Raw genomic sequence first — 17612 nt, forward strand, 5'->3', positions numbered from 1 at the left:
CGGGGGCGCAGTAATTATTAAAAACAGTTTAAAAATGATTTTAAAGCAAAAAGGACGACTCAAAAATGTAATCTTTGTAGATAATCCGTTATTTACAAATGCACGAGGATTATTAGTTTATACTTGTTCGCCAAAATATAGAGAGCATAAGCAAAAAGAGTTAGGATTTACAAACTTAACGATAAGTTAGTTGGTGGAAGTATGCGATCTAGGCGATATAAACGTGGTGATCGAGTAAAAATCAATATTCATAAATCGGTATCACCTGAAATGCTTGCGTGGCTGAATAAACAATCAAATCCAACTAATTTCTTCTTTTTTGCTGCGCAGCAACTATTTAAACAAGTAGGAGATATTGACGTTTCAAAAGCTTTACCAAGCAGCCATGTTTTCTCATTATATGTGGAGCCTTCATCCTTATTAAAAGTCGAAGTAAACCCTTTTAAAAACATGACACTAGAAGCAAATACATCCACCGAAAATGCAAAAAAAAAATTATGGGAATCTGTTGATCAATTAGATTGTCCATTTTTTTAAACATAGAAAAATATAAGAAGTCCCCATCACTATACATACGAATACAGTGATGGGGTTTTGTTTGTAAATGGAAGGGGCACAATACAATTTGTGCCCCTTCTGTTAATTATTTGTTTGTCTAAATTTCAGATGTATGTTTAGAAACGGCAGTAATTATGCTTTCCCAATCATTTGGATGATTTTCATGACCTGCCCCTTTAAGAGTTAATAGTACTGAGTTTGGAATTTCATCAATTAGTGCGAGGCCATGTTCAAGTGGGAGTGCTGTATCGTCTGTTCCGTGAATAACCAATGTTGGTGCTTGTATGGAGTGAAGTACACCTTCATATGCATCATCACCTTGAAGTAAAGCGTGATTAAACATACTTAATAAATTGTTTGCGCGTTCTATTTCTTGTTTTACTTGTGTATAAACTCTATTTTCATCAAATATTCGTTCTGATCCACATAATAGACGAGATCCTGAAACTAAATACTCTGCCACATCATTTTTATTTGTCCAATCTATACTTGTGCCATTTACATGATGTGTTAAAATCCTTTCATCCATTGGGGGTAAATCGCGAGTATTGTCATCAGATCCTATTACACTAGTCGCTAGTAAAGTTAGCGTCAAAATTCTTTCGGGATGTTTTACAGCTGCAATTTGAGCAATCATACCACCTAATGACATACCAAAAAGATGGACTTTATCAATATGATAAGCGTCTAATACCCCGATTGCATCTTCAGCCATATCTGTTACTGAATAATTTGAAGTGCCAGGTTCATATGTAACAGAGCGTCCAACATCACGGTTATCAAAGCGAATAACAAATTTCCCTGTGTTCGCCAACTGTTCACAAAATTCTTCATCCCAATATATCATTGAACAAGTAGCTCCCATAATTAATAAAATAGCGGGATCATTAGAGTTACCGAAGCTTTCTGTACATATATCAATACCGTTTATTTTAAATATCTTTTCACTCATAGAGTTCACTCCATTTCTTTTGAATTTAATTAAAAATACAATTTTGAATGATTCTAAGGTGTGTGTAAGATTCATTTTTGAATTCACAACGATTCATGCATAATTACCCCCAAAAATAAGTATATGGTAATTCAAGGCAAAAAATTTTGAGAAATAATTGTATGTTATTAAAATAAACAGCAAGGAGGAGAGGAAATGAAAGCAATTGTTATTGATCGATATGGCAGTGTTGAAGAATTAAAAGAAAGACAAGTTTTAAAACCGGTTGTTAAGAATAATGAGGTATTAATACGTATTCATGCAACATCTGTTAATCCAGTTGATTGGAAAATAAGAAAAGGTGACTTACAAGAACAGTTACGCTTTTCATTTCCAATCACTTTAGGATTAGATGTAGCTGGAGTTATTGAAGAAGTTGGAGAAGATGTAGAGTGTTTCAATATAGGAGATAGAGTGTTTACGAAACCTGAAAATATAGGAAGCGGCTCTTATGCTGAATTCATTGCAGTACAATTAGATTTAGTATCACATATGCCTAATAATATTAGTTACGAAGAAGCAGCTTCTATTCCTCTTGCAGGACTTACAGCGTGGCAAAGTCTTGTAGATTACGCAAAAATAAAAGAAAATGACCGTGTATTCATTCATGCTGGAGCTGGTGGCGTTGGAAGTTTGGCAATCCAAATCGCAAAATCATTTGGAGCTTTTGTTGCAACGACTGCTAGTAGTAAAAATAAAGAATTTTTACAGTCTTTAGGAGCGGATCTCGTTATTGATTATAAAAAAGATAAATTTGAAGAACTAGTATCAGATTTTGATATTGTGTTAGATACAATAGGTGGCGAAGTGCAAGAAAAAAGTTTTCGAATTATTAAACCTTGTGGTGTTCTAGTTTCCATTGTTCATGAACCACTACAAAAAGTAGAAGGAATAAAATCAGGATTTTTATGGCTAAAACCAAATGGAAAACAATTAGAAGAATTATCAGCTTTAATTGTAAACGGAAAAATCAAACCCATCATAAGTAAAGTGGTGCCATTTAATGAAGCAGGAGTTCGAGAAGCTCATATTTTGAGTGAAGGACAACATGTTAGAGGAAAGATTGTAGTTAAAGTGGAATGATAATGAAGATTACAGCTTATAGAGTAACTAGATTTGAATAACGAAAAAGCTCAACAATAAATAATATCCCATACTACACATTTTCATTTTTGGATATTATTTATTGTTGGCCATTGTGATAGTACTTCTAACCTATACTGTTTCGTATTGTATCATGTAATTTCTCTAATCCAATCGCCATATCTTTCTCGTTTAACATTGAATAGCTAATTCTTAATTGGTTATCATTTGTTTCGTAATTTAATAGACAAGCTGTTCCTGGTAAAAAAGAGACATCTACTTCATTTGCTTTTTGTAATAAGGTAAAGGGATCTATCGAATCAGGCAGTGTCACCCATAAATTAAAACCGCCATTTGGTATTTCAAAGTTTAGTTCTTTTAATGGCGATAATATATCAATTGTTAAATCACGTCTCATTTGTAAAGCTGTTCGTAATTTTTCTAAATGATTTTTCATACGTTCCGCACGTAAAAACGGTAGAAGTGCCTTTTGTGTTAATAAAGGACTACCGATATCCATTGAACCTTTCACTGCATATAGCCATTCAAAAATAGGGCCATCGGCAATAAGTGCTGCGATACGCAGTCCTGGTGCTAACGTTTTACTAAATCCTTTTATATATATTACGTGGCCATCTTTATCAAAACTTTTGATTGGGGGCGGGACTATAGCATCCTCAAAATATATTTCTCCGAAAGAATCATCTTCAATGATAAAAAATTGATATAGCTCCGCTAGTTCTATAAGTTCCATTCTTCGTTCTTTACTCATTACTGTACCTGTCGGGTTTTGGAAGGTCGGATTCGTATACAATAAAACGGGATTTTTACTTTGACAAATATCATCAATTAAGTCGGAGCGAACTCCATGATTATCAAGAGGAACAGGAATGATTTGAACACCTTTATTGATGAAAACATCAAGCGCGGCACTGTAACATGGACTTTCTACTAATACAGTATCTCCAGGTTTTAATAATGTTTGAGCAATTAAATCAATTCCTTGTTGTGCTCCGCTTGTAATTAATAATTGAGATGGGTCCGTCACTAATTTCTGGTGTTCATTTAAGTAATTTGCTATTTCAACTCGCAGCTCATAATCGCCTTGAACGGGCCCGTAAGTTGCTAACAACATCGGATTTTTATCCAGCAATTTATGCATTTCGTCTGCCAAAAATGGATTTGGTAACAGACGGGGATACAGAATGGCTTGTGAAAAATCATAATATTTACGGTGTTTATTCATTACATATTGAGAACGCATAACATTAATAGATCTTGATTGTTGCCATTTATACGGTATCGGTTTGAAATCTTTCTTTACACGTTTATATATGTAAGCACCTTTTCCTTGTTCGATGCGTATATATCCTTTCGTTTCTAACTGTTTATAAGCTTTACGAACAGTTAATACATTGATTTGTAAATCTGTGGCCATACAACGTAAAGAAGGAAGGGATTCACCATGTGAAAGCATACCACTTTGTACTCTTTCAACAATTTGCATATATATTTGCTTGTAATACGGTATGTTTGATTCTTTACGCAATACAATCTTCATAGATTCACCTATTTTTCTTTTTAATTTAATTAAAGCGAAAAATATATAGGGAATCAACTACAACTTGAAGTAACTGTTATATGTACCGATACACTGTTATAGACCATACCCTCTATACTCATTTTAAGTGTAAAAAGGAGGAAGAAAAATGGTCATTTTTAATTACATTTTAGTATGTATTATTTTCGGGACAACATTTTTAACGATAAAAATTGGAATTGAAGCAGGGGCGCCACCGTTGTTTTCAGCAGGAATTCGCTTCTTTTTAGCGGGTATAATCCTTATGATTATTTTTAAATTAAAGCGAAAAGAAATTATGCCACATATATTTTCAAAACGCATTATGTATGCTGGATTTTGTTTAACATTTATGACATTCGCAAGTTTATATTGGTCAGAACAATATATTTCTTCGGGATTAGCTGCTGTTCTGTCTGCTACGGGACCAATGATGATTTTATTAATACAAGCAAAGAGGAATAGGGAGAAATTACAAAAGGAACAACTCGTTGCTTTAGTTATTGCACTAATAGGTGTTATATTTGTTTCTTTACCAGGAATGCATCAACAAGTAAGTTTCATATGGAGTATTGCTTGTATTGTTTTAGTTATAGGAGAGTTATTTTACGGAATAGGCTCTATTCGTTCGAAAGAAATACTTTCAGATTTATCAAATGTATCACCATTTCTTATTAACGGAATTCAAATGTTTTATGGAGGGATTTTACTACTAATCGCATCTATTATTGTAGAACAACCAAATGTAACTGTATTAACTTCATGGAGTGTACAATGGCCTATTTTATATCTCATATTTATCGGATCGATCGGTGGACACGGATTATATTACTGGCTCTTATCAAAAACAAATCCAGTATTTCCATCGACGTGGTTATACGTATCACCATTAATTGCAATAATTGTGGGATATATCATTTTAGGAGAACCTTTAAATCCTACAATGGGAATGGGGGCTTGTTTTATATTGATTGGTGTATTTTTGGCCAATCGTTCAACACTACGGACTTATTTCAAAAAAGGGCGGTTATTAGAGAAGGAGATGTAGTTTAATAAAGCAACAGCCCTGTATATTACAGGAATGATAAAATCAAAAACACAGTTGGAAAAATAACCCACTGTGTTTTTGATAATTAATTCACTTTTTTAATAAAGCCTTTATAATGACGTTTTACAAGCTGGCTTTCTAAAGTCTTCATGGTTTCTAGTGCTACACCGACAATGATAAGTAAGCTTGTACCACCAATTTGAGCAGAAGGTGGTAACGTAGCAATTTTCGTGAATACGAGCGGTAATATAGAAATTGCACCTAAGAAAATTGCACCGATAAATGTTAAACGGTATAAAATTTTAGTTACATATTGTTCAGTTGCTTTACCAGGACGAATACCAGGAACATATCCATTTTGCTTTTTCAAATTCTCAGCCATTTGTTCAGGATTTACTTGAATAAATGCGTAGAAGTATGTGAAAGCAACAATAAGACCGACATAAAGTGTCATTCCAATTGGATGTGCGAAATCAAGATTTACAACTAACCATTTTGATACGCTTGAATCAGGGAAGAGCTGCGCAATTGTACGCGGCGTCATTAAAAATGCAGAAGCAAAGATAACTGGTATAACACCAGCACTATTTACTTTAAGCGGTAAATGAGTGTTTTTTGCTCCTTGATATTGATTGTTTCCTGAAACAGCTTTTGCATATTGGATCGGTATTTTACGTACAGCTTGTTGAATGTAAATAACGCCAACAACTATCGCTAAAATTACGAGTCCAATTAAAACAATTTTTATTATGTGCATGAATAGCTGATCGCCAGCATTTTGGAATTGTTGTAAATAAATTTGATTTGCAACATTTGGAATCGCGGCAACGAGACCTGCGAAGATAATCATCGAAATACCATTACCAACTCCGTTAGCGGTAATTTGTTCGCCTAACCAAAGTAAAAATGCAGTACCTGCAGTTAAAACTGTCGCAATAAATAAGTATGTAGTCCAGCTTTGATCTGTTATTAATTGTCCACCTGCTATATTATTAAAGCCATAAGACATTCCGATGGCCTGTATGAATGCGAGAATGATTGTAAAGTATCGAGTGAATTGAGCTGATTTCTTACGGCCCATTTCTCCTTGCTTTGCCCATTCCGAAAACTTAGGTATAACATCCATTTGTAGTAATTGTACTATGATGGAAGCTGTAATATATGGTGTAATACCTACAGCAAAGATTGAGAAATGTTGCAGCGCTCCTCCACCAAATACGTTTAACATACCTAGAACGTTAGCTTGATCTTGTACTTTTAATACCTCTGCGTTAGTATGAGGAACTGGAATAAACGTGCCAATTCGAAAAACGATTAACATCGCTAGTGTAAAAAGGATTTTCCTTCTTATCTCAGCTACTCTCATGAAATTTGAAATCGTACGAAACATTATGTCGCCTCCTATATTTTTATCAGTAAAAAACTGATTATTATACCCTATGAAGTAACCACAAACCTCCTTCCGCACTAAATTCATTTGACAAATGGATTTTCATACACTTTGTAGTTTTCACGGATATAAAAATATAAGGTGTTATATAAGCGACCTTTACACTTTACGTAATCATTCAATACCCATAATATATCGAATAAATTAACAAATGTACATACATACGCATTAAAAATGAATAAATAGAGTCATTTTTTACATTTATTTAATGATAAATTGATAGGACATTATTATTCAAGATTGTTATACATGTTATCAATTAAAGTTTATCCCGCATTAACTGGTAGCCCGATTGGTTCAACTAATAATCAGTGGGGATGAACAAAACCATCGCTGATTAAAGTTTCACTTTATGTGATTAGAAAATTCTTTTTGTTTAAGAAGGAATAAATATTAAAGAAAGCTAAATAAACAGTGTACGTATTTATAGGGGAGAAGATGTAAATGAAAGTTGTTATAAAAAAATTACCACCATTAGAAGTAGCGTATATAAGACGAACTGGTAGCTACTTTGAACCGCAAAATCACTGGGGAAAGTTACTGAACTGGTCAATTGAAAATAAACTGTATCCACCAGAGCAATCATTTATCGGAATATCATTAGATAATCCTGAACTTGTTGCAAGTCATAAGTGCCGTCATGATGCATGTGTTACGATTCCTGAAAACTTCGATAAAGAAAAGTATCATGATGTGCAATTTAAAAGGTTAGATGGAGGTAACTATGGTCTATACCAATTTTATGATGAACCTCATAAATTAAGTGAAGCGTATCAATACATGTATGCAGAGTGGCTACCAAATAGTGAGTATGATGCAGATTATGATAGAGATAATTTAGAGTTTTGCTTAAATAATGTTGCTGAAAATATAGAAGGAAAGTTAAAGGTTGATTTATTTGTGCCAATTAAAAATATACAAAAAACAAATAACTATATTTGTGGCTTTAAAATGAAACTTGATAATTTATAAAAAAGCAAGAAAAGATTTGATTGGCATAGTAGTGAAGGAAAATCTTTTTTCGAAGATAATATTTCTAGCGTAGGAATTTAAGTATGTAGGTTGCAATGAAAGGAGAATCCACATGGATACATTTGTAAATGACAGGTTTTATGAAACGAGAAATCAATTAGTTGAGGAAATTACTTTGTTAAGTGATGCTCAATTTAATAGGAAACCAGATAAGGATAAATGGAGTATTGCACAAGTTTGTCATCATTTAGTTTTATTAGATGAGAGAGTTATAACAGTTATTTCGTCAGGATTAAAAAAGTTAGATAGTACCCAAAATGAGCGTAAAGAAATTCACACTATTTTATTAGATAGAACGAAAAAGTTTATAGCTCCAGAAATGATTGAACCAAGTATAGAACCATTTGAAGTGCAGCAAATGCTCAATATGCTAAGCAAATCAAGAAAAGAATTGATGCATTTCCTGAGTACAATAGAAGATGAATCTATATTAGCGAAAAAATCAGTGATGCATCCAGCTCTTGGAGAATTACACCTTGATCAGTGGATAGAACTGATCTATCTGCATGAACAGCGTCATATAGAACAAATTAAAGAAATAAAATTGCTATGTGAAATTGAAAAGTAAAAATCCCCCCTATTTATTGATACGTATTATAAACAGGGAAAACGGTTGATTCATATTGATTCAGAAGAAAACAAAAGTAGAATGAAATTAGTTGAAAGTAACCAATAAACTTAAGAAAATATGAAACTACCCGATTTTCTGTATAAGTGTAACCCCGTCTTAAATGAAGAGCGGGGTTATTTTTTTTGAAAGTGTTTTTATTTAGAAGGAAATAAATCAGCAACGAAATTCAAAAAATTAATCATCATAACATATTGTATATGCCCGTTTTAATAAATAGAAATGATGATGAATGATATGTCCTTATTTTGAAAGTACACTTCACACCCTTAAGGAAGGGGTATTCTGTCAGGAAACGATAAAATACAATTCTGTTAGGGGATGTATGCAATTTATTCTCTTTATTTTTGCAACAGAACCACCTTCAAAATTATTTTTTGTAGTTGAAGTTTCCCGAATAATAAGTTACATTTTTAAAGTTCAAACAACTTTACGAAAGTACAAAAAGGGGAGAAATATTATTATTATGCAAAGAATGAAATGGAAGAACTATGTATGTTACTTTGTAATTCTATTACTGCTCGGAACAGCAGTCATAGTCAAACCACTTATCTCTATGGCTGAGGAATCTGAAGTTAATATTACATTGTTAGGTACTGCAGATATTCATGGTAGATTTATGCCGTGGGATTATGCACTTGATGGAGCAAATATGAGTGGAAGTTTGACGCAGCTTTATACGGTTATAAAGAAGGTCCGTCAAGAAAATCCAAATACCATATTAGTAGATGCCGGGGATACAATTCAAGGAAACTCAGTAGAATTATTCAACGATAAGCCACAATCGCCAATGATGGTAGCGATGAATACAATGGGATATGACGCCTGGGCATTTGGAAATCATGAATTCAACTTTGGATTAGATACATTGAAAAAAGTTAGTGAGCAATATAAGGGAAAAACGTTAGCAGGTAATATTTATAAGGAAAATGGAGAGCGCTTTCTTCCTGCATATACAATTGTAGAAAAAGGTGGAATTAGAGTTGGGATTATTGGTATGAATACACCAATGATTAGTGATTTTGAAAAAGGGACAGATCACTTAGATGGTTTAGTGGTGAAAAATCCGGTAGAAGAGACGAAAAAGGCAATTAAGGAATTAGAAGGTAAAGTAGATGTAATGGTAGGAGTTATGCATATGGGATTAGAAAATGAGAATGGTATCCCTGGTACTGGTGTTCAAGATATTGCAAATGCTTGTCCGGAACTAAGCGCTATTTTTGCGGCTCACATGCATAAACTTGTAAAAAAAGAAGTTGTAAATGGCGTAATTATTACAGAGCCAGATAAATATGGAACACATATTTCACGTATTGATCTTACTTTTACAAAGCAAGATGGGAAGTTGGTTTTAAAAGATAAAACTGCTACCGCTATACCTGTAAAAAATGCTGATGGAACAACGATATTATCTGATCCTACACTTGAAGAATCACTAACACCTTTTCACGAATATGCGAGAGGAGATGCAAATGTTGTAGTCGCTCAATTAAAGGGTAGAAATCTTGTTCCTGAAAATGAAATAAAGGGTATTCCAAGTGTTCAGATTCAAGAAACACCTTTATCAGATTTCTTTCATGAAGTCATGCTCTACTACAGTAAAGCAGATGTAGTAGCCCATCAAATTGATAATGATTATGCCCGTTTGGATACAGGTCCTATTAAGAAAAAAGATATTGCGTACAATTACCAATATGCCTTGGGAGAAATTACAGTATATAAGATTTCTGGAAAAGATTTAAAAGACTATATGGAATGGGCAGCAGGATATTTTAACTCATCTCGTGCCGGAGATGTAACCGTTAGCTTTGATAAAAACCGCCGTGCATCTAAATACAGTACGAACGATTTCTTTGGAGGCGTAAAATACGAAATTGACTTAACAAAACCATACGGAAGCAGAATTACAAATTTACGCTCTATTCGTACAAACAAACCAATCAAAACGAGCGATGTTATGACGCTGGGAATGAATGCATATAGAATGGAGGCTCTTCAGGCAAAAGGGGGAGCTTTAGAGGGGCGTAAGTTTGAACAAATTTGGTCATCTAAACAAGAGAATGCATTCGGAGAAACAGGTGGAACCATTCGTAACCTTGCTATTACATATTTAAAAGAGGTAAAGAACGGTGTATACACACCAAAAGTTATGCATAATTGGAAAATTACTGGTGTAGATTTACATTCTTCAGAGCATAAGGCTGTAGTTGATCTTGTGAATAAAGGGATTTTAGAAATTCCAAAAACAGAAGACGGAAAATACACAAATATAGCATCTATAAATACGAAAGATTCAATTACAAAAGAAGAGATTGTAGCACTCTCACAAAAAGCAAATATTAATCCAAATCAGTTTAAGCATATAAAAACAAAAGGTGAATTTTACAAAAAACTTAGTAGGATTACTAAAAAAATATAAATTATAAGGTTTCTTATAGTAATTGTTATTTTAATAGCATTAAACCCACTCTTACAATAGTAAAGAGTGGGTTTTTATGTTGTTATTTAGATGTAAGTGTACTTTTATTAGAATGAATATAGATAATTAATAATTAACCAATTGGATGAGCGCCTAAAAGGACTCTTTTTTATTCAAATTAATGTTCATATGTGTTCCGTTCATTATTTATAATATTGACCACAATTTATGTAATTTTGCATAATGTTACATAAATTGTGTATTTTCTCTTTTTTCCGACAGAAATAGACAGTATACTTTGTACAAGCTTTCTATTTCAAAAATTATACGAGGTGAAATAATGAAAAACACAAAGACATTAACTAAGGTAGCATTAACAACAGGATTAGCTTTAACAGCTGTGGCACCATATGGGGTAGGTCATGCAGAGGAAACAGATCAGCTACAAGTTCAAATTCAGGAGGAATCGTTCCGTTCGGGTGAACTTACACAACCGTCACAAAAGGCACCAGAAAATGTAGTAAAGGATGCACTTAAGGAGAAAACAGAGCAAGCTCTGTCCCAAAAACAAGTCAATGGAGAAGCAGGAGTAGATTATAAAGTCCTTCAAAAACGTGGTTCGTATGATGGAACTACACTTATACGTATGCAGCAAACATACGAAGGAAAAGAAGTATATGGCCATCAATTAACTGCACATGTAGATAATAATGGTGTTATTAAAAGTGTTTCAGGTGATAGCGCGCAAAATTTAAAACAAGAAGAATTGAAAAAAACTATTAATCTATCAAAAGATGAAGCAAAACAATTTATTTATACGAAGTACGGGAACGATATCAAGTTTATTACTGAGCCAGAAGTTAAAGAGGTTATTTTTGTTGATGAAAATAATGGACAAGCTAAAAATGCATACCAAGTTAAATTTGAAGCTGCAACACCAAACTATGTTTCTGGTACTTATTTAGTAAATGCACAAAATGGTGATATGTTAAAAAATATGGTACAAGAATCTAACTTAAAGGCCAGTGACAAACTAGTTGGAGCTTTAAAGAAAAGTAAACAAAGCAGTCTTACATCATTAACCGGAACAGGAAAAGATGATTTAGGTATTTCTCGTTCATTTGGTATCTCTAAACAAAGTAATGGCAAATATGCTCTTGCTGATTATACAAGAGGGCAAGGAATTGAAACATATGATGTGAATTACAAAGATATTACTAAAGAAGAAAGCTATTATCCTGGTACATTAGCGACTAGTACTTCGGCAACATTTAACGATCCAAAAGCGGTAAGTGCTCATTACTTAGCAACAAAAGTATTTGATTTTTATAAAGATAAATACAAGCGTAATAGCTTTGATAATAAGGGACAAAAGGTAGTTTCAGTTGTACACGCTTGGGATTCTGAAGAGACGAATGATCCGAAGAATTGGCAGAATGCATTAAGTGCTAATAATGGAAGTATGCTTGTATATGGTGATCCTATTGTTAAAGCATATGACGTAGCTGGACATGAATTTACACATGCTGTTACTTCTAGCGAATCTAATCTTGAATATTACGGGGAATCTGGTGCGATTAATGAGGCACTATCTGATATTATGGGAACATCTATTGAGAAATACGTAAATAATGGAAACTTTAACTGGACAATGGGAGAACAAACAGGATCTGTTTTCCGTGATATGGAAAACCCAGCTTCTGTTCCATCTTCACTAGGAGTACCTTATCCAGATGATTACAGTGAATTTAACGATTTTAATGGATGGGATCAAGGCGGTGTTCATTTTAATTCAAGTATTATTAATAAAGTTGCGTATCTCATTGCAAAAGGCGGTACTCATAAAGGAGTAACTGTTAAAGGAATTGGTGAAGATAAAATGTTTGATATTTTCTATTATGCAAATACTGATGAGTTAAACATGACTTCTAATTTCAAAGAATTGAGATCAGCATGTATTCGAGTGGCAACTAATAAATATGGTGCGAATACAGCTGAAGTTCAAGCAGTTCAAAAGGCATTTGATGCAGCAAAAATTAAGTAATTTAGAAATATAGTCATCATTCATATATTAATACATTATGAAAAACAGCTAATATCATTTTAAGGATATTAGCTGTTTTTTTACGTAACTATGTATTGTTGAAAATAAACTGACTAAGCAATAATTAGGTGCGTTATCTGTAAGAAGTTGCGACAAATAAATAAGGTTTAAAGTGTGTAAAAACAGAAAATTAATAATATATTGACCTCTTGATAGAAAATCTATAAAATGAAAGCGATAACAAACGATTGCTTTAAAATGATTTCCCTGACCTTTTAGCATTTACAAATATATGAGGGCATACACAAATCTATTTTTTTAACTATTAATGCAAACGTTTTCGTATTAAAAGGTCATTGAAATACATACGTGAAAATAGCCAATATGGAGGTGAATTAAAAGAGATTTCTAGATTAATTTAAGAAGTGTTATTCAGTGTAAGCATAATAAATCGCTAGTAATATTTGAAGAAAGGGTGTATGTGGTGCAAATTACAAAAAGATTAATTAACAAAACAGTTTTATTACTTACTTTAATCGTTATGTTATCATCTGTTTTCTCCTTTCAGGGTGTGAGGGCAGTTTCAAATTCGAAAACAACTGAAGTTATCATTCATTACAAAGAGAAGCTTGGAAATACAAAAGACTGGAATCTTTGGTTATGGGGTCAAAATGCAAATGGTACATCTTATGAATTTACTGGTGAAGATGAATTTGGAAAATACGCTAAGATAAAAATAGACGGTGACTATAATCGTGTAGGATTTATAGTTCGAACAAATGAATGGGAAAAAGATGGTGGAGATCGTTGGATTGAAAATATAAAGGATGGTCGTGCTGAAGTATGGATTCTTTCGGGTGATGAAAAAGTATATAACTCTAAGCCTTCTTCAGATCTCTCAATTCAAAAAGCAACTATTGATAGTTTCCATGAAATTACTGTAACGACTAATGTCCCATTTAATATTAGGGAAAAGAAAATTGAAATTGAAGGCATTAAAATTAAGAATATTAGTCCTTATGATATAAACAGTGGAGATATTACTAATAAGTTTAAAATAATTACGGAACAGAAAATTGATTTAAAACAAACATACAAAGTTAAAATAGAAAACTTAGCTGATACGAATACTGAAATTGGTAAAGTCATTCGTAGCGAGGAATTTGATAATTTATTTTATTATAGTGGTAACGATTTAGGGAATACATATACCGCGCAACATACAAAGTTCCGTTTATGGGCTCCTACTGCAAGTGAAGCGAAGTTAGTTACATATAAAAAATGGAACGATAAAATAGGTACTGAAATAAACATGCAACAAGGTGAAAAGGGAACTTGGACAGCAGAACTAAAAGGGAACCAAAAAGGGCTCTTTTATACGTATAAGGTCAAAATTGGTGATAAGTGGACTGAAGCAGTTGATCCATATGTGCGTGCTGCTTCTGTAAATGGGGATAAAGGTGCAGTCGTTAATTTAGAAGAAACAAATCCGAAAAAATGGAAAGCAAACAAAAAGCCAAAATTTAAAAATCCGGAAGATGCTATTATTTATGAATTACATGTACGCGATCTTTCCATCCAACCTGAAAGTGGTATTAAACAGAAAGGGAAGTATTTAGGTGTAACAGAAAAAGGAACAAAAGGGCCAGAAGGTGTAAAAACAGGACTTGATCATATAAAGGATCTAGGTGTTACTCACGTTCAGTTTTTACCGATATTTGATTATGCTTCAGTAAATGAAGAGACTTTAAATGAACCGCAATATAACTGGGGATATGATCCTAAAAATTTCAACGTTCCAGAAGGCTCCTATTCTACAAATCCTTATGAGCCAACTGTTCGAATAACTGAATTAAAGCAAATGGTTCAAACACTACATGATAATAATCTTCGTGTGGTAATGGATGTAGTATATAACCATATGTATAACGCTGCTGAATCTAATTTCCATAAGTTAGTTCCAGGCTATTATTATCGTTACAATGAAGATGGAACATTTGCAAATGGAACCGGTGTAGGAAATGATACTGCTTCAGAAAGAAAAATGATGAGGAAGTTTATGATCGATTCTGTAGCATACTGGGCAAAAGAATACAATTTAGATGGATTCCGTTTTGATTTGATGGGTATTCATGATTATGAAACGATGAATGAAATACGTAAAGCTGTTAATCAAATTGACCCTTCTATTATACTGCATGGAGAAGGCTGGGATTTAAATACACCTCTTGCAGCTGAGCTGAAAGCAAATCAAAAAAATGCGGAGAAAATGAAAGGGATTGCACATTTCAACGATGATATACGTGATGGATTGAAAGGTAGTGTATTTGAGGAGAAAGAAAATGGATTTGTAAATGGAAAGCAAAACATGGAAGATCGTATTAAAAAAGGCATTACAGCAGGTATTGACTACGATACAAATTCGTCTACTTATCAAGATCCGGAACAGGTACTAACTTATGTGGAAGCGCATGACAATCATACATTATGGGATAAACTTGAGTTGACTAATTCAGGTGATAACGAAGAAGTGCGAAAACAAATGCACAAATTGTCTTCTTCGATTTTATTAACATCACAAGGTATTCCATTCTTACATGCAGGGCAAGAGTTTATGCGGACGAAATACGGTGATCATAATAGTTACAAATCTCCAGATTCAATTAACCAGATGGATTGGCTGCGCCGTGCAACGTTTAATAATGAAGTAGATTATATGAAGGGTTTAATAGAATTACGCAAAAAGTACTCAGCTTTTCGAATGACATCTGCAGCGCAAATAAAAACACAAGTTTCATTTATAGGTGCCCCGAAAAATACGGTAGCTTATACAATAGAGGGGAATAAAAATGAATACTTTACGGTGGCTCACAATGCAAATAGAGAAGCGGTTGAAATAACACTTCCATCGAAAGGGCCTTGGAAAGTACTAGTAGACGGGAAGCAGGCGGGAAGTAAACCACTTTATGTTGTCCATGACAATAAAATTAAAGTTCCTGCATTAAGTTCATTTGTTTTAAAAACAGAGAAACCGATTAAATAAAAGCAAAGAATGTGGAAATAAATAATGCATTGAGCAAATTTAATAAGGATTGTAAATGAAAAAAGCGAAGTGAAAACAACCTTCACTTCGTTTTTAAAATTAATATAGCATAATTTCACATACTGTAATTAAATTACAATTCAATAAAGAATAAACAAAAAGGGAAGAGCTCATCAAGGTTCTTCCCTTTTTAATGTTTCATTAGGGGATCTTTCATTTTTTAATCTTGTATGGATTAGCGTGACGATGATTTATATATGTGATTGGTTAAAATGAAACATTACAAGTATAAGATTATGCGCTTAGTAATCTCGTTATTTAAGGCACGACATTGGATGAGTGCGAGGAGTTCAATCGATTCTGAATAAAATTAATAGTATCAGCGGCAATTTTTTTACGTTTAAGAACGATTCCGGCATGCCCACATGTATAAATATATCGTGTAGGCCTTTCCCAAGATTTCCACAAGTAGTCTGTATCCTCAGAATGCACATATAGATCGTGCTTACCTGAAATTAATAAAATATTTTCTTTTTTTACTTTTGGTAATGCTTGACTCGGTTCAGTGATTTTCCAATAATCTATTAAATCATCATACGTTACACCATGATGTTCCAAGTCTTCTCTAATAAATTTACCTGGAGTTGTATTCCAAATTGAATAAGAGAGTCGATTTGCATAGAAAATGGATGCTAACACATCAATTTCTTCTTCAACAAGAGAGGTTAAGTTAGTAATAAATCCACCTAAACTAATTCCTATTAGAATCAGGGGACCATTTTTATTTGCTTTAATCCATTTAATCAAAGCTCGTAAATCAGCTACCGCTTGTCTAGTTGCTTGTACTGTTCGTTCAATATTTGCACTTACCATATACTCTCCACTGAAAAAGGATTGATCGGGTTTTCTTTCAAAATGATAGGGTAGAGTGAAATAATACATATTCCACTTCAGGCTGGTCATATGATCGTGGAATATTCTTTTCACACGTTCGTTAGAATCCATTCTCCAACCGTGAACAAAGATAACATGAGGTGCATTTTCATTTTTATGTAAGAATAATTCCCCAGTTACAGAGTCGTTGCGTGAATCACCGGATTGAACTGAGCTTTTATATTTGAATTGCCCAGCCATGTATTCCTTTTCCTGTTTTGAATGCTTAATGTCAAAATGAATATAGGATGGTTTTACTTTATAAAAAGATTCTATGTCCTTTATATTTAATGAAGTGTTAGAAAGGGAAGTATACTGAAACGCTACACTTCTTTTTTTGTGTAAATCATATAAAGCGTACCGATCAATGAGTTTTGAAAAAATCAAATTAACCTCCTCCAAAATACATATTGTTTAAAACATGGACAAAATTTATGGTGTAAATTAATTATAAAATATTCTCTTTTCCTAATAGTAGGTGATAAATTTGTATATCATATTATAAAGCTTGCAATAAAATAAAACTATAAATAAATTATACTAAAATCTAAAAAGCAAGTTAATATTCTTATTCATATAAGAGAATATTAACTTGCTTATTTTCGTATTAAAAGATGCACCTTTTAAAGTGACGTGATTTGTATGAGATACAGTAACTATATTAAAATCCCTATTATAGATATCCAAATAGGTTTCTCTATATTTATTGTATAGAAATTACACAGTAAATATTTTTTGTGCTACATACATTAAATTAATCTTAACCTTTTATATAAATTTGATGGTGTTGCAAAACTCATAAAT

At 33.0% G+C, this 17612-nt stretch carries 12 protein-coding genes and 1 pseudogene; 9 read left to right on the forward strand and 4 right to left on the reverse strand.

Annotated features, from left to right (window positions below):
• Window positions 1-190, forward strand: a pseudogene (locus RT27_RS31490) (peptide ABC transporter substrate-binding protein); the annotation flags it as partial.
• An 11-nt stretch (window positions 191-201) separates the two neighbouring features.
• A complete protein-coding gene (locus RT27_RS31495; RefSeq protein ID WP_001257761.1) occupies window positions 202-537 on the forward strand; it encodes a hypothetical protein in 336 nt (111 codons plus the stop codon).
• Between the two features lie 118 nt (window positions 538-655).
• On the opposite strand, the gene RT27_RS31500 is transcribed toward RT27_RS31495, so the two are convergent.
• On the reverse strand, window positions 656-1510 hold the full coding sequence (locus RT27_RS31500) for an alpha/beta hydrolase (protein WP_043939227.1): 855 nt from the start codon (window positions 1508-1510) through the stop codon (window positions 656-658).
• A 195-nt stretch (window positions 1511-1705) separates the two neighbouring features.
• On the opposite strand from RT27_RS31500, the gene RT27_RS31505 reads away from it, so the two are divergent.
• Window positions 1706-2632: an NADP-dependent oxidoreductase gene (locus RT27_RS31505; RefSeq protein WP_043939228.1), complete on the forward strand. Its 927-nt coding sequence runs from the start codon at window positions 1706-1708 to the stop codon at window positions 2630-2632.
• Window positions 2633-2759: 127 nt separating this feature from the next.
• Here RT27_RS31505 and RT27_RS31510 read toward each other — a convergent pair whose 3' ends face one another.
• Window positions 2760-4193: a PLP-dependent aminotransferase family protein gene (locus RT27_RS31510; RefSeq protein ID WP_043939231.1), complete on the reverse strand. Its 1434-nt coding sequence runs from the start codon at window positions 4191-4193 to the stop codon at window positions 2760-2762.
• Between the two features lie 148 nt (window positions 4194-4341).
• Here RT27_RS31510 and RT27_RS31515 point away from each other — a divergent pair, with 148 nt between their 5' ends.
• Window positions 4342-5259, forward strand: coding sequence for an EamA family transporter (locus RT27_RS31515; RefSeq protein ID WP_029442509.1), 918 nt, complete (start codon window positions 4342-4344; stop codon window positions 5257-5259).
• 85 nt (window positions 5260-5344) lie between these two features.
• Here RT27_RS31515 and secY read toward each other — a convergent pair whose 3' ends face one another.
• Window positions 5345-6649, reverse strand: a complete 1305-nt coding sequence (gene secY / locus RT27_RS31520; RefSeq protein WP_043939233.1) for a preprotein translocase subunit SecY — start codon at window positions 6647-6649, stop codon at window positions 5345-5347.
• 504 nt (window positions 6650-7153) lie between these two features.
• Here secY and RT27_RS31525 point away from each other — a divergent pair.
• The 5 genes from RT27_RS31525 (at window position 7154) to pulA (ending at window position 15875) form a co-directional block, all read left to right on the forward strand.
• The gene (locus RT27_RS31525; protein ID WP_043939235.1) at window positions 7154-7681 is read left to right on the forward strand and encodes a GyrI-like domain-containing protein; all 528 of its coding nucleotides are present in this window, start codon (window positions 7154-7156) and stop codon (window positions 7679-7681) included.
• A 112-nt stretch (window positions 7682-7793) separates the two neighbouring features.
• The gene (locus tag RT27_RS31530; RefSeq protein ID WP_029442506.1) at window positions 7794-8309 is read left to right on the forward strand and encodes a DinB family protein; all 516 of its coding nucleotides are present in this window, start codon (window positions 7794-7796) and stop codon (window positions 8307-8309) included.
• A gap of 526 nt (window positions 8310-8835) precedes the next feature.
• The gene (locus tag RT27_RS31535) at window positions 8836-10788 is read left to right on the forward strand and encodes a 5'-nucleotidase C-terminal domain-containing protein (RefSeq protein ID WP_043939243.1); all 1953 of its coding nucleotides are present in this window, start codon (window positions 8836-8838) and stop codon (window positions 10786-10788) included.
• 340 nt (window positions 10789-11128) lie between these two features.
• On the forward strand, window positions 11129-12832 hold the full coding sequence (locus RT27_RS31540) for a M4 family metallopeptidase (RefSeq protein ID WP_043939237.1): 1704 nt from the start codon (window positions 11129-11131) through the stop codon (window positions 12830-12832).
• A gap of 484 nt (window positions 12833-13316) precedes the next feature.
• The gene (pulA, locus tag RT27_RS31545; RefSeq protein ID WP_043939239.1) at window positions 13317-15875 is read left to right on the forward strand and encodes a type I pullulanase; all 2559 of its coding nucleotides are present in this window, start codon (window positions 13317-13319) and stop codon (window positions 15873-15875) included.
• A 318-nt stretch (window positions 15876-16193) separates the two neighbouring features.
• On the opposite strand, the gene RT27_RS31550 is transcribed toward pulA, so the two are convergent.
• Window positions 16194-17195 carry an alpha/beta hydrolase family protein gene (locus RT27_RS31550; protein ID WP_043939241.1) on the reverse strand — a complete coding sequence of 334 codons (1002 nt, stop codon included), beginning with the start codon at window positions 17193-17195 and terminating at the stop codon, window positions 16194-16196.
• Window positions 17196-17612: the final 417 nt, after the last annotated feature.

This window comes from Bacillus sp. L_1B0_5 (assembly GCF_000836715.1).
GTDB lineage: Bacteria > Bacillota > Bacilli > Bacillales > Bacillaceae_G > Bacillus_A > Bacillus_A thuringiensis_S.

What these genes read in the sequence shown, in the direction of transcription:
- RT27_RS31495 (WP_001257761.1), top strand. Translation starts at nt 202, where the DNA reads ATGCGATCTAGGCGATATAAACGTGGTGATCGAGTAAAAATCAATATT.
- RT27_RS31500 (WP_043939227.1), bottom strand. Translation starts at nt 1,510, where the DNA reads ATGAGTGAAAAGATATTTAAAATAAACGGTATTGATATATGTACAGAA.
- RT27_RS31505 (WP_043939228.1), top strand. Translation starts at nt 1,706, where the DNA reads ATGAAAGCAATTGTTATTGATCGATATGGCAGTGTTGAAGAATTAAAA.
- RT27_RS31510 (WP_043939231.1), bottom strand. Translation starts at nt 4,193, where the DNA reads ATGAAGATTGTATTGCGTAAAGAATCAAACATACCGTATTACAAGCAA.
- RT27_RS31515 (WP_029442509.1), top strand. Translation starts at nt 4,342, where the DNA reads ATGGTCATTTTTAATTACATTTTAGTATGTATTATTTTCGGGACAACA.
- secY (WP_043939233.1), bottom strand. Translation starts at nt 6,649, where the DNA reads ATGTTTCGTACGATTTCAAATTTCATGAGAGTAGCTGAGATAAGAAGG.
- RT27_RS31525 (WP_043939235.1), top strand. Translation starts at nt 7,154, where the DNA reads ATGAAAGTTGTTATAAAAAAATTACCACCATTAGAAGTAGCGTATATA.
- RT27_RS31530 (WP_029442506.1), top strand. Translation starts at nt 7,794, where the DNA reads ATGGATACATTTGTAAATGACAGGTTTTATGAAACGAGAAATCAATTA.
- RT27_RS31535 (WP_043939243.1), top strand. Translation starts at nt 8,836, where the DNA reads ATGCAAAGAATGAAATGGAAGAACTATGTATGTTACTTTGTAATTCTA.
- RT27_RS31540 (WP_043939237.1), top strand. Translation starts at nt 11,129, where the DNA reads ATGAAAAACACAAAGACATTAACTAAGGTAGCATTAACAACAGGATTA.